Genomic DNA, 14,234 nt, shown 5'->3' on the forward strand with positions numbered 1-14,234 from the left:
GCCTCACTTTAGGGTTTTATTTGCTTATTCGGATTCGCTAGTACGGTTCGCAGCAAATTTTCTGCTGTATCTGCCAAGTAACGCTCACCATTTGTCATGGCTTGCTCAAGGGAAATCGGCCCAGGGCACAATGACCACATTGCGCTAATACCATGTTGATATAGGATACGGCTATCTTCACTGTATCCTCCGCAAAGCGCAATAACAGGCACACCATAATGACTGGCCATACGAGCCACTCCCACAGGAGCCTTACCGTTCGCACTTTGGCTATCAAGCCGCCCTTCTCCTACAATGACTAAGTCCGCTTGTTGAATATAGGATTTCGCACCAAGGAGCCCCAAAACGAGATCGATTCCTTTTTCGAGCTTTGCCGAAACAAACCAACGAAGCCCCGCACCTAATCCACCCGCAGCGCCACTGCCCGCCTCCAGCGAAACATCTTTTCCCGTTATTGCTGACATTAATTTCGCATAGTGAGCCATTCCCATTTCAAGCTGATCAAGTGTGGCTTTGTCCGCTCCCTTTTGAGGACCATAAATATAAGTCGCGCCGTTATTGCCTAATAAAGGGTTTTCAACATCGCAAGAGACATTAAATTCAACCTTAGCGGCTCGCGAGTCAAATTTATCAAAATTAATCTTTGCAATATTAATGAGGTCTTTACCGCAAATTGGCGCCTCAATAAGCTGAGAATTTTTATCATAAAACAAAGCACCTAATGCTTGAGCAAACCCTGCACCACCATCATTAGTTGCACTTCCTCCTATCCCTATGACAATACGAGAGCAACCCATATCGAGTGCATGCTTGACCATTTCCCCCAAACCATAAGTCGAGGCATTTTCAACGCGACGGTGCTCGCGTTGAACTAATTCCAGCCCACAGCATTGTGCCATTTCAATAAAAGCAGTTTTTTCCTCCAGCACTAATAATCCTGCATCAACCTTACTACCATAAGGTCCAGTACAGCTAAAAATGTAAGGTGTTACACCAGAAAGCGCCGGGCTATGTTCCAGTGACTCCAACAAACCTTCTCCACCATCAGATATGGGTAATAACGTCATATCTAATTCAGAGGATACACGCTTGAAACCCTCAGCAACGGCTTGACATGCTAACCTTGCAGAACAACTTCCCTTAAAGGAATCAAGTGCGATAACAATTTTCATGCAGACTTTCCTATTGTAAATGGCGATGTTGAATTATTTGCTTTCCACTGAAGCCGATACTTGTAATGGTTGAGGTTCGCTCATACCGTTAGTATTCACTCGTGAAGCAATAATCGTTCCGATAACTAACAAACCGACACCAAACCATAATCCAGAAGTCGCTGTTCCAGTGTAATCCTCAAAAAAACCAAGAATAAACGGGCCGAGGAAACCACCAAATAATCCTAAGCAGTTCAATAATGCTAAACTTCCCGCCAGCATACTGCCACTCATATAAGTGGGTGGAAGAGAGAAAATAATCGATTGAACCACAAAAAACATAAATGCAGTCAAGCAAAAGCCTATTAAGCCAACAACTGGGCCTCCCAGTGCACCTATCACTAATCCAACCGCCATCACGGCATAACCTGAAATTAAAATACGTGATGAACGACGCGGTGTATTGGCTTTTCTCGCCACAAAAATGCCACCAATTGCAGCTGAAATCCAAGGGATCGCCGTTAATAAGCCAATTTGAATCGGTGTCAGTTTGCCATACTCACCTATAATAGTAGGCAAAAAGTAACTTAAACCATAGACGGAGAACTGGTGAGTAAAATAGATAGCAACAATCATCATAAAGGCTTTATTTTTAAATGCCGCCTTAAGTGAGAATTTACTATTACTCACACTAATGCTGTTTTTATCTTGGTCGTGTTTATATTTAATATAATTCCGATCATCCTCATCTAACCATTTCGCATCTTCCGGTTTATTCGGCAACACAAACCACACAACAAATGCGAGGATCACCGCGGGTAAACCTTCAATAACAAACATCCATTGCCAACCATGGAAACCTAATAAGCCATCCATACTCAGCAATAAGCCACTTAGCGGTGCTCCAATAATATTCGCAAGACAGACCCCAAGTAAAAATAACCCCGTTGCTTTAGCTCGTTCCTCTTGGCTAAACCAATATGTCATATATAAAATAACCCCGGGATATAAACCCGCTTCAGCTGCTCCCAGTAATAACCGTAAGATATAAAAAGAAGTCGGCCCTGTCACAAATGCCATCGCCGCAGATAATAACCCCCACGTGATCATGATCCGCGTGATCCAAAAACGCGCGCCTACTTTTTCCATGATCAAATTACTTGGGATCTCAAGAATTGAGTAGGTTAGGAAAAAAAGCCCTGCTCCGATACCAAATGCGGTTGCAGATAATCCTAAATCAATCGACATCGCATTTTTTGCCATGCCAATATTCGTTCGGTCAATAAAGCTAATAATGTACGCTAAAATCAACAACGGCATCAGGTTACGGTATATCTTTGCGTTGGTTTTTTTCCCCTGAGCCGCATAATCTAACTTTGCATTTGTAGAAAACATAGATAAGATCCTCATGTTGTAGTGAAACAGGTACGGCTCTTGGTTCTAAGTGACCCATACCTGTAGCTTTTACTTCAGCAACAGCCCGACGCCCCACGTCGGGCTTTCTGCTTGCAGTTTTTCTTATTCTCTTTCGAACAACATTGAAATCCCTTGGCCACCACCAATACACATCGTGACTAACCCGGTGGCAACCTGACGGCGTTCCATTTCATACATTAACTTCACGGGCAAAATAGCCCCACTGGCACCCACTGGGTGACCCAAAGCAATTGCGCCACCATTCACATTCACCTTAGTGCTATCAAGAGATAAATCATTCATAACTGCGATAGCTTGTGCCGCAAATGCTTCATTTAGCTCAATTAAGTCAATATCTTTTACATTCATCTTGAGCTTTTCCATGAGTCGGCGCGTCGCTGGTGCAGGCCCAAAGCCCATAATGGCAGCTTCACAACCCGCAACTGCCCAATCGACCACTTTCATTTTTGGTTTCAGGCCACGTTTTTCTGCTTCTTCACGTCGCATCATCACTAATGCCGCAGCGCCATCATTAATCCCTGACGAGTTTGCCGCCGTGATCACACCGTCGGCTTTAAATGCAGGGCGCAACTTAGCCAATTTGTCACGTGGTGTATCACGTGGATGTTCATCGGTATCAAAAATACGTGTGCCTTTACGGCCTTCCGGTATTTCTACTGGCAATATCTGGTCAGCAAAATAACCCGCTTGAATCGCTTTTAACGCTTTTTGCTGGCTGTCCCATGCAAAATCGTCCATCTCTTCGCGGGTAATATTGAACTGTTCTGCAACGTTTTCTGCAGTCATTCCGTTGTGATAAGGGCCTTCTGGCCAAGTTAGGATGGACGTTAATCCATCCTCGAGCACATCATTCCCCATGCGGTAGCCATAACGCGCTTTGCGTAAGTAGTACGGCAGCATCGTCATATTTTCTGTACCGCATGCCACCACAACATCGGATTGACCAGTCTGCAGTAACATCATGCCATCGGCTAAAGCTTGTAACCCGGAACCACATTGGCGGTTAACCGAATATGCTGTAGTTTCTTTTGGTAGCCCTGCTCGCAGTTGGCAAATACGAGCGATAAAACCACTTTCTGCAATTTGCCCAACATTACCCACAATGACTTCATTGACATCTTCGGGAGCAATTCCAGCTCTTTTCACGGCTTCACGGATAACCGCGGCCCCAAGGTCGTGCTGATGCGTATTTGCAAAGCTTCCTCCCATCGTGCCAATTGCTGTTCTCACACCACTGACAATGACAATATCATTCGCTTGTTTCATTATTTCCCCCTATAACACCATTCCGCCGCCAACATTGATCACTTCCCCATTGATATAACGCGCTTTATCAGAGGCTAAGAATGCAACACATTGGCCGACATCACGTGGATCGCCAGCAAAACCCGCAGGGATCTTGCTAATCATGATGTCCCAAACTTTTTCAGGTACACCACGAGTCATATCTGTATCAATAAATCCTGGGCAAATCGCATTTACTGTGACACCTTTACGGGCTAGTTCACGGCAAGCCGTTTTAGTCAGACCAATAACCCCGGCTTTGGACGCGGCATAGTTGGCTTGCCCAACATTCCCAAGCCAACTCGCCGAGGAAATATTGACAATTCGGCCACTTCCTTGCTCACGCATTAATTTTGCCGCTTCTTGCATGCAGTTAAATGTCCCTTTCAGATTGATATCAATCACTTTGTCCCAATCATCTTCCGTTAATTTATGCAGCATGCCATCTCGGTTGATCCCCGCATTATTCACCAGTACATCAATCACCCCAAAATGTGCTAATGCGTTAGAAAATAAGGCATTCACCTCTTCACGTTTAGCAATGTCGCAAGGAATGAAAATGGCTTGATGGCCTTGTTCTTGTAGCTGTTTTGCACTTTCTTCACCTGATGACATGGCTAAATCAGAAATAACAACTTTTGCCCCTTCTTCTGCAAGTACCTGAGCAATCGCAAAACCAATACCTCTTGCAGAACCCGTCACAATGGCAACTTTATCTTTTACTAACATGGATAAATTCCTCTTTAATATTGAAACTACAAATACGAAATCAGACCAAAAGGCGCCTCTTCAAATAATGAAGAGTCCATCACTTTCAGATCAGGCGAAATTTCAGGTACGAAGTCCATATGGGCAAGAATGTCACGCTCTAGGTCAATACCGGGGGCAATTTCAACCAGTACTGGTGTTTTCCCCCCTAAAGTGAACACCGCACGCTCCGTGACAAAATGCATGGTTTGGTTGATATTTCGTGCGACATCCGCATTCCATGAAATTTGCCGTACTTGGTTAACTAACTTTCTAATATCCCCTTCCCGCACAATAGTTAATTGCCCATTTTCACAACGAATATCTAACCCTTTTGCCGTGAACGTCGAGCAAAACACTACGTGCCGAGCATTTTGGGTAATATCAATAAACCCACCTGCACCAGGGCAAATATTGCCTAACAATGTCGCATTGACATGACCACTGGCATCCATTTCCCCTGCGCCCATATAGGTGATATCAACGCCTGCCCCGTTGTAGTACAACATTTGGTCTTGGTGACTAATCATCGCTGACAGGTTACGGCCTATGCCAAAATCAATACCGCCGGCTTGAACGCCCCCCCAGATCCCTGACTCCACGGTAATATCAACCCGCTTGGTTGCATTTTCTTCCTGAATAATTGAACCAATAACATCGTTTGGAATTCCCGTTCCTAAATTAATCACACAGTTTTCATATAGATAACGGCATGCAATTCGCCCAATCAATTTGCGAATATCTAAAGGTAATGGCGTAGTTTGTTGGATAGGCGTACGAATATCACCGCATAGCGTTGGGTCAAAAAACCAGCTTGAGGATTGGCGATGGTCTTCTTCAGGGTTATCACACACGACAATGTGGTCAATAAAGCTGGCGGGAACCGTGACACGCTTAGGATGTAAAGTCCCTTCTTCAACACAATACTTCACTTGTGCAATTACTTTGGCACCAAAGCGTTTAGCAGCCAGTACCGCATGTAAAACTTCTAACGCCATGGCTTCTTCATCGGTGGTGAGGTTACCTTTACTATCCGCATGGGTTCCTCTGATCACCACCACATCTAAAGGAATTTCTGGGTACCATAACCATTCTTCCCCTTTGAAATTCACTTTTTCAACTAAAGGAGGAAGCGCCAACGTTTTAACGTTCATCCTCCCGCCTTCAAGATCAGGGTCGATAAATGTCCCTAACCCCACTTTGGATAAGCGTCCTGGTAAGCCTGCGGCCATTGCGCCATATAAATGCACCATTTGCCCTTGCGGAAGACAATACGCTTCGACTTGATTGTCATTAATCATCTGCATCCATCTAGGCGCTAACCCCCAATGAGAACCAATAATCCGTTTCACCATTCCTTCATGGGCAAAGTGTTGATTCCCGCGAATACGGTTACATTGCCCAGCCGCATGAACGAGAGTTAATTGATTTGGTACGCCCTCGGATAAAAAACGTTGTTCAATTGCCGATAAAATAGATTCAGCAGCACTGGTTAATGTCATTCCCACAGTACAAATTGTATCGCCATTATTAATTAATTTAGCGGCATCTTGTTTAGAAATAAATTTATTATTCATGATAAAACCTACCTGAAGGCTAATATTTCATAGCCCCTTTTTGATTAATTAAAAACTAATTTAGATTTTAGTTATTTAAAGAGTAATAGCGTAATTTCAAATCTTTCTTACTTATTTTCCCATTCCAAGTTCTAGGGAAATTACGTGTAAACATAATTCTTACTGGAACTTTATACGTTGGCACTCTATCTTTTAACCATTCAATAATTTCTTTACTGGTTAAACATACTTGGTTCTCAGGAATAATAAATGCAATGGGTTCTTCGCCATATATTGTACTTTCAATTGGAATGACCGCGACCTCATTAACGCCTGGGTAATTAGAAATCAAATCTTCGATTTCAATAGAATATATTTTTTCTCCACCACGGTTAATCATGTCTTTAATTCGATCTTGAATATAAAGGAAACCATCATCATCCCTATAACCAATATCGCCGGTAAAAAACCAACCATCATTAAACGACGTGCTATTCGCAGGACTATCAGGCCAATAACGTTGGATAACAACATCCCCCTTAACCCAGATATTGCCAGTACTGTTAGCAGGTTTATCTTCACCTTTATCATCTCTTATGGCCACCTGTAACCCAGGAACCGGAGTGCCTGAGCTCGCCTTTTTATCACTGTACCGAATATCTTCACGAAATACGGTGGCTGGGGATGATGTCTCTGTCAAACCATAAATAGAATGAATGGATGTTTTAGCGAATAGATAAGAAAGCTCTTTAATCGTGCCTTCATTCAAATGACCTGCACCACAAGCAATCATTTTTAATGAATTAAATCTTTCCAGATTAATACTTTTATTTTCTTTTATTTTTTGAATTAATAATATAAACACAGTTGGAGAACCATGTAAAAATGTGATTTTTTCTTTTGCAATTGTTGAAATAATATCTTTTGCATTAAATTTCTTTTGAAGATAAACCGTCCCACCAATATGAATAAATAACGCTAAAATAGCAGAAAGCCCAGTAATATGATAAATCGGTACTGCTAAAATTGTTTTATCGTGTTCAGATAACTTTAATGTTTCCTGATAGGCATATACTGCAGACAATATATTCTTGTGTGTGATCACCGCACCTTTTGGTGCACCTGTTGTACCCGAAGTAAATATCACAACCGCGGGGTCTTCCTCATTAACTTGGTTGGTAAAGTTAATTTCTTCAGTAAGTATTAGATTACGCCACTGAGAAAGACTCATCCCTTTTGTACTGAACTGAGCTAACCATGGTTGATATGTGTCATCCCAAAAAATAGCATCCGCATTAATACAAGATAAATGCTCTTTGCCTTCAAACTCTTTCATTTTAGTACTTAAAGGAATGACCTGAATGCCCAGCCCTACAGCAGCATAAAATAATTGGCAAAATTCAATCGTATTTCCCCAGCCGAGTACTATCCGATCACTTTTTTTCAACTGTGCGGCTGTAGTTAGCCACAACATTGTTTGGTTTACTTTCTCAAGTAATTGGTGATAACTCCAACTTTGCTCTTCAAATACAATCGCAACAGCGTCTGGCTGCACTTTTGCTCTTTGTAATAAGCTTTGGTAGATGTTTGAATTTGGCGCAAGCATGGACACACTCCGATACACCTGAATATGACTGATATGCTATCAATGTATAAAATACACTCCAGCAAATTAGTGCCAATCTTCACAAATTATTCACACCCTTTTTTTATTTGAATTAGTGATCTGCACAACGAATTTGTTAACAATTTTGTTACTTACGTCTTATTTTAAGCGCTGGTTTTTATTGAACATGAAGATATTTACCTTTTGTTATTATCTAACCATTCAAAATGCATATTAATTTCGATGAATAACTCAACTATGATTGTGCGTATAAACAATGACCCCCAGACTAAAAAGTCGCTCAGCAGTAATACTTAACTCATCTGCTTATCCTCTATATGTTCTTGCACTCTGTGCTATTTAGCCCTCCCACCAAACCAAATACGATAAAAACAGTGGAGAATTCACTAGAGATTGCTACAGTGTAAGACCTTCATAATGAAAAAATTGATGAGAAAAAAATCGCCACCTTTGCAAACGGTTAAGGAGATAACTCATGGCAAACACCCCCTATATTCCCCCAAAAGTCTGGCAATGGGAGCAAGGTAACGGCGGAAAATTCGCCAATATTAATCGTCCAGTTTCCGGTGCAACTTACGAAAAATCTTTACCTATAGGTAAGCACCCACTACAGCTATATTCCTTAGGAACGCCGAACGGGCAAAAAGTCACTATCATGTTAGAGGAGTTATTAGCCCTTGGCATTAAAGAGGCAGAATATGACGCTTGGTTAATTAACATTGGTGAAGGCGACCAATTTAGTTCTGGTTTTGTTGAAATTAACCCTAACTCAAAAATTCCCGCTTTAGTCGACAGAAGCGGCAAGGAGCCTATCCGAGTATTTGAGTCAGGCTCGATTCTGACCTATTTAGCCGAAAAATTTTCTGCTTTTTTACCCACAACTCAGCCGGAACGAGCTGAAACCTTATCCTGGTTATTTTGGCAAATGGGCTCAGCACCTTTTGCTGGTGGCGGTTTTGGGCATTTTTATGCCTACGCACCTGAAAAGTTTGAATACCCAATTAACCGCTTTGCCATGGAAACTAAACGTCAATTAGATGTGTTAGACAAGCGTTTAGCAGAACATAAATATGTTGCAGGGGAAAACTACAGCATCGCTGATATCGCCATCTGGCCATGGTACGGTGCATTAGTGAAAGGTTGGCTTTATGATGCCGCAGAATTTCTATCTGTCCATGAATATAAAAATGTTATTCGTTGGGCTGATGAAATCTATGCACGCCCAGCAGTACAGCGAGGTCGCCGGGTTAATCGCCTACAAGGTGACCCTGCACAACAAGTACGCGAACGCCACGATGCGAGTGATATAAGCTAGTTATTAAGTTTATTACCATTACCAATACTGAGATTTATCGATTTTAAGTCTCAGTATTCCCCAACTAGCACAGTATTATTCCCCTAAAACCAAATACCCTTGGTTAAAGTCACAACTGTTTAAATAACATATCCCCATTAAAATATCTAAATATGAAGGTAATAAATCACATTCAGATAGTCTTATTTATACAATTAATACTAATTCTATTAGTATCCCTCCAAAAATAATGTTCCAAAATGAACAGAAATATCTTAATAAATGCAAAATTCACAACCATTTTAGTAAGAATAATCTTATATTGATATTTTGTTTCAAAAAAAATCATATTAACAATATGTTATAAAAATAACCATTCAATTGATAATGTTTTTTATTTTTATTTAAGATTCAAGCTATTAAACAAGTCATTATTAGAGCATCACTTATTTAGCTTGTAATTAGATACATGTATTGTAATTAATCGATTTTATCGATTTAGCATACTGATTATTTATATTTAGAAAATACCTTTATCAAGAGTAATCTATATTCACAAATTAAACAGCAATCCAAAAATTGAAATTTAAATTGGTATCCTAATAAAATGAAGGACTCTATTTTTACTTGCTTAACTGTTTTAGAAAACAAAAAAAACATTACGCATATAGTTGCCAAGAATATTGGTAAAAAAATTAAATTGCTAAGATCAGAATATCAGTTAAGTGGATCTGATTTAGCCAGAATTATAGGTATATCTCAACAACAATTATCACGTTACGAAAATGGCCTTAGTGATATATCAACATCTAAAATCATGTTGATATCCGTGTATTTTAAGGTAGATGTCTGTTACTTCTTTAAAAAAGATTAACTCATCATATTTTCAATCCTCACATTTAGGTAAAGCAAATGAATGATGAAGAAAATGTAAATATAAAATTAGGATATTTAATAAAAAGATTGAGAAAGAAAAAAGGAATTAGTGGAGCTGAATTAGCAAAAAAACTAAATGTAAGTCAACAACAAGTATCAAGATATGAGCGAGGAGCAACAAAACTAAGTTTTGAAAAATTAATCGAGTTAACAATCCATATTGACCTAGATTTATCTAAATTAAAGTCAGAAATTGAAAAAGAAATCTTATATATCAATGATTCAAGAGCATTATTGTAATATTCAATGACAAACGAAATTATTATTAATTAATAGCAATTAACTCTGATTGTTATTAATTAATCTCACTATGAAATTAACATAATGAGATTAACAATAATCATATTTATATATTTAACAGTAAAGGAAAAGATTGATGAAAATCAAAAGTATTGCAATGGCAACCTTATTAGTTTTAGGCGGCGCTTCTGCAGCAAATGCGGCTGACCAAGGCCACGGTAAAGTTACTTTTAAAGGTGCGATTATTGAAGCACCATGTTCAATTGCACCAGAAAGTATTGACCAAACAATTGAATTAGGCCAAATCTCTAATATGGCTTTAGCCGATGGCGGAAAATCATCACCTAAGGCATTTGAGATCGCACTACAAAACTGTAACGTTAGCAGCTTAACTAAAGGTGTTCAATTAACCTTTACTGGTGCATCTGCTGCATTCGATGAAGATAATAAAACGTTAGGTATTGTAGGTACAGGTAGTGGTGCAGGCGTTCAAATCACTAGCGGTAACGGTGAAGTTGTTACGATTAATACAGCAACGCCATTCCAACAAATTCAGGATGGTAGTAACACATTACAATTCTCTGCATACCTGAAAGGTAATGGTGGTGATGTTTCAACTATTACTGCTGGTGAATTCAGTTCCGTAGCAGACTTCACTTTATCTTACGAATAAAATTAGCCACCTTCTAATTTTAACCTAAAAACACATGGATAGGTTTTTAGGTTCATTGGGCATAATGATAGAGCGAAAATATGCTATATAAATTTTCATGGTTGACATTCATTCTATTATTAGGAACTAGTTTGTCATCATATTGTTCGGCTGAATCATTAATTACAATGAATGGAAGTATTATTGAGACCGCCTGTTCTATTGATATAAGTAGCAGAGATCAAACCATTGAAATGGGAAGCTTATCTATATCGCAAATGATTCGTGATGGCCAAAGTAACAAAAAAAAATTTTCAATAAAATTAATTAATTGTGTACTCGAAAGAACTGAAACAAAAAAACCAAACTGGCAATATTTTACAGTAACATTTGATGGAGTTCATGATGGTAATTTGTTTACTGTCAATGGACAAGCAGAAGGGTTTGGCATTGAAATTAGTAGTGCTGATGGTGAAGTCGTTTATCCAGGAAAGGTAATGTCATCGCAAGAATTAACTGATGGCAATCGTGATTTAAATTACAACCTACGATTAATAAGAAATAATAAAGTTTTAGAACCAGGTAATTACTTTAGTCTAATAAAGTATAAATTAGATTATGAGTAATATCGAAAATAACGCTGTCCACATGAACATTTTTCCAAATAGGAGACACCTTCTCTTATTATAAATGAGTTTGAATAAGGTCAAGTATAATGGCGCATCATAAAATCCATATTAAATTATCATCAGCTAATCGATTATATATATTAGCTGGCATGATAACTATCATCTGTAATACTGGATTCGCCTCTACTAATATAGAATTTAATACAGATATTTTAGATATAAATGATCGTGCTAATATTGATCTAAGCCGTTTCTCTAAAACTGGTTATTTTATGCCAGGAGAATACACTTTTAGTGTTCATGTAAACAAGAATATATTATCTGAGCAAAGTATTTTTTATTATAACTCAGATGAAGATATTGATGACAGTAAAGTATGTTTAGATCCCAGCTTAGTTGATAAGTTTGGACTAAAGCCCAAAATATTATCATCGTTGACCTGGTGGCATAATGACTCCTGCCTAGATTTAAACAGCTTATCTGGTGCAACTACAAAGGCCGATTTATCGACATCAACGCTATATATTAATATTCCTCAAGCCTATTTAGAATATACAGCAGATAATTGGGATCCACCCACTCGTTGGGAAGATGGTATATCGGGAGCTTTATTTGATTACAATCTAAACGCGCAAGCGAATCAACAGATACGTAGTCACCAAAGTACAAGCTATACCACTAATGGTAACGGAGTGGCAGGAATAAATTTAGGTCCATGGAGATTCAGAGCTGATTGGCAAACGCGGTTTGAGAAGCGTCCATCTTCTGAGTCAACACATTCTTTTGATTGGAATCGTTTTTATATTTTTCGGGATATCAAATCATTAGGAACAAAGCTAACATTTGGTGAATCTTATTTAAATTCCGATATTTTCGACAGTTTTAGATTCACAGGGCTCAGTTTAGTTACTGATATTAATATGTTGCCCCCCAATTTAAGGGGATATGCTCCTGAAGTTACAGGAGTGGCCAATAGTAATGCAACCGTTATTATTAGCCAACAAGGCCGCACTATTTACCAAACTCAAGTTGCTGCTGGCCCCTTTCGCATTCAAGATCTCAATGATGCTTTATCGGGTGAATTAGATGTAAGAGTAGAGGAACAAAATGGTAAAACGCAAACTTTTACAGTAAATACCTCGAGTATTCCCTACCTTACTCGACCAGGGCAAGTTCGTTATAAAATTGCTGCAGGGCGACCTAGTGATTCCAATCATCGAATTAATGGTGATAATTTCGCTAGCGGCGAGTATTCGTGGGGAATTAATAATGGTTGGTCTTTATATGGTGGCACGATTGCTTCACAAAAATATATCTCAGCAACGTTGGGAATTGGTCGCGATCTCATGCAATTTGGAGCTCTTTCATTTGATGCGACAAGAACACATGCAAAAATTAAAGAAATCACTTCAAATAACGAAACGAGTTATAACGGAAACTCTTATAGATTGAGTTATTCAAAGCGTTTTGAATATTTTAACAGCCAAGTTACCTTTGCGGGTTATCGTTTTTCAGAAAAAGACTTTATGAGTATGTCTGAATACCTCAATGCAAAAATGAGTGGCGTTCGACAATATAATAGCAAAGAGATGTATACCATTTCTTATAATCAACAGTTTAGCGACAGTGGATTGAGCACATACTTAAATTTTTACCACCAGACATATTGGAATCAACCCGATAATAACCGCTATAGTTTATCATTAGCTAAATATTTTGATCTCGGAAAATTTAAAAATTTAAGCATTAACTTGACAGCATTCCGTACTAGCTACCAAAACACAAATGATGATGGTGTTTATATTGCGTTATCTGTGCCTTGGGGTGAAACCTCTACAGTCAGTTTTAACAGTAGCTGGGATAAAAGTAATACAACGCAGAATATAAATTATTATGACCGCATTAATGAGCGTAGTAACTACCAAATTAATACTGGGGTCGCACGGTCAGGAGCAATTATTGGCGGGTACTATACATATCAAGGTGATATGGCTCAGGTTAATGCAAATGCGACATACCAACAGAATCGTTACCGTTCCGCCGGGCTATCAATACAAGGTGGATTAACGGCAACACAACATGGGGTAGCACTCCATAGAAGTAACCAATTGGGTGCTTCGCGTGTTTTTGTTGACACCAGTGGTGTCCCGAACATCCCTTTGCGTGGTAATGGAATTGTGACACGGTCAAATTATTTTGGCAAAGCTGTCATTGCTGATGTTAATAGCTATTACCGTAGCAATATTAATGTGGATTTGAATCTTTTACCTAATAAGGCAGAAATTACCCATTCTGTAAAACAAGGGACATTGACAGAAGGCGCTATTGGCTATCGCCAGTTTGATGTTATAACAGGTAACAGCGCAATGGCGACTATTCGTTTATCGGATAATAGTGCTCCTCCATTTGGCGCTATTGTATTAAATGCACGTAAACAGCAAGTTGGAATAATTAGTGATGAAGGTAGCGTTTATTTATCAGGTTTAAATCCTAAAGAAAAATTGAATATTTCTTGGGATAATGAAATACAGTGCAATATAACATTACCGGATAGTGTTTCATCAGAAATAAATTTAGCAAATACATTACTATTACCATGTATAAAATAACATTTCACACATGTCATTATAAAACCATTAATGCTAGTTATTTAAACCAATAAAGTAAGCAATAATATATTT

General features: G+C 38.9%; 12 protein-coding genes. 6 read left to right on the forward strand and 6 right to left on the reverse strand.

Annotation, left to right across the window (positions count from 1 at the left end):
• Positions 1-8 precede the first annotated feature (8 nt).
• The 6 genes from PR683_RS08870 to PR683_RS08895 all read right to left on the reverse strand — a co-directional run bounded on the left by PR683_RS08870 (position 9) and on the right by PR683_RS08895 (position 7,781).
• The gene (locus PR683_RS08870) at positions 9-1,172 is read right to left on the reverse strand and encodes a glycerate kinase (RefSeq protein WP_102138109.1); all 1,164 of its coding nucleotides are present in this window, start codon (positions 1,170-1,172) and stop codon (positions 9-11) included.
• 33 nt (positions 1,173-1,205) lie between these two features.
• Positions 1,206-2,546, reverse strand: a complete 1,341-nt coding sequence (locus PR683_RS08875) for an MFS transporter (RefSeq protein ID WP_004907769.1) — start codon at positions 2,544-2,546, stop codon at positions 1,206-1,208.
• A gap of 123 nt (positions 2,547-2,669) precedes the next feature.
• A complete protein-coding gene (locus PR683_RS08880; RefSeq protein WP_004907765.1) occupies positions 2,670-3,854 on the reverse strand; it encodes a thiolase family protein in 1,185 nt (394 codons plus the stop codon).
• Positions 3,855-3,863: 9 nt separating this feature from the next.
• Positions 3,864-4,601 carry a 3-oxoacyl-ACP reductase FabG gene (gene fabG, locus PR683_RS08885; RefSeq protein ID WP_209101757.1) on the reverse strand — a complete coding sequence of 246 codons (738 nt, stop codon included), beginning with the start codon at positions 4,599-4,601 and terminating at the stop codon, positions 3,864-3,866.
• A 26-nt stretch (positions 4,602-4,627) separates the two neighbouring features.
• A complete protein-coding gene (locus PR683_RS08890) occupies positions 4,628-6,196 on the reverse strand; it encodes an acyl CoA:acetate/3-ketoacid CoA transferase (RefSeq protein WP_109912756.1) in 1,569 nt (522 codons plus the stop codon).
• A gap of 67 nt (positions 6,197-6,263) precedes the next feature.
• Positions 6,264-7,781 (reverse strand): class I adenylate-forming enzyme family protein, encoded by a 1,518-nt coding sequence (locus PR683_RS08895; RefSeq protein WP_117162604.1) that lies wholly within the window; start codon positions 7,779-7,781, stop codon positions 6,264-6,266.
• A 496-nt stretch (positions 7,782-8,277) separates the two neighbouring features.
• Here PR683_RS08895 and yghU point away from each other — a divergent pair, with 496 nt between their 5' ends.
• The 6 genes from yghU to PR683_RS08925 all read left to right on the forward strand — a co-directional run bounded on the left by yghU (position 8,278) and on the right by PR683_RS08925 (position 14,162).
• Positions 8,278-9,117 (forward strand): glutathione-dependent disulfide-bond oxidoreductase, encoded by an 840-nt coding sequence (gene yghU / locus PR683_RS08900; RefSeq protein WP_272581750.1) that lies wholly within the window; start codon positions 8,278-8,280, stop codon positions 9,115-9,117.
• Positions 9,118-9,703: 586 nt separating this feature from the next.
• Positions 9,704-9,970, forward strand: coding sequence for a helix-turn-helix domain-containing protein (locus PR683_RS08905; protein ID WP_109912759.1), 267 nt, complete (start codon positions 9,704-9,706; stop codon positions 9,968-9,970).
• Between the two features lie 38 nt (positions 9,971-10,008).
• Positions 10,009-10,272, forward strand: coding sequence for a helix-turn-helix domain-containing protein (locus PR683_RS08910; protein ID WP_109912760.1), 264 nt, complete (start codon positions 10,009-10,011; stop codon positions 10,270-10,272).
• A gap of 136 nt (positions 10,273-10,408) precedes the next feature.
• Positions 10,409-10,945, forward strand: a complete 537-nt coding sequence (locus PR683_RS08915; RefSeq protein WP_109912761.1) for a fimbrial protein — start codon at positions 10,409-10,411, stop codon at positions 10,943-10,945.
• A 167-nt stretch (positions 10,946-11,112) separates the two neighbouring features.
• Positions 11,113-11,550 carry a fimbrial protein gene (locus PR683_RS08920; protein ID WP_109912800.1) on the forward strand — a complete coding sequence of 146 codons (438 nt, stop codon included), beginning with the start codon at positions 11,113-11,115 and terminating at the stop codon, positions 11,548-11,550.
• An 89-nt stretch (positions 11,551-11,639) separates the two neighbouring features.
• A complete protein-coding gene (locus PR683_RS08925; RefSeq protein ID WP_272581751.1) occupies positions 11,640-14,162 on the forward strand; it encodes an outer membrane usher protein in 2,523 nt (840 codons plus the stop codon).
• The last annotated feature ends 72 nt before the right edge of the window (positions 14,163-14,234 follow it).

This window comes from Providencia sp. PROV269 (assembly GCF_028477785.1).
Taxonomy (GTDB): domain Bacteria; phylum Pseudomonadota; class Gammaproteobacteria; order Enterobacterales; family Enterobacteriaceae; genus Providencia; species Providencia rettgeri.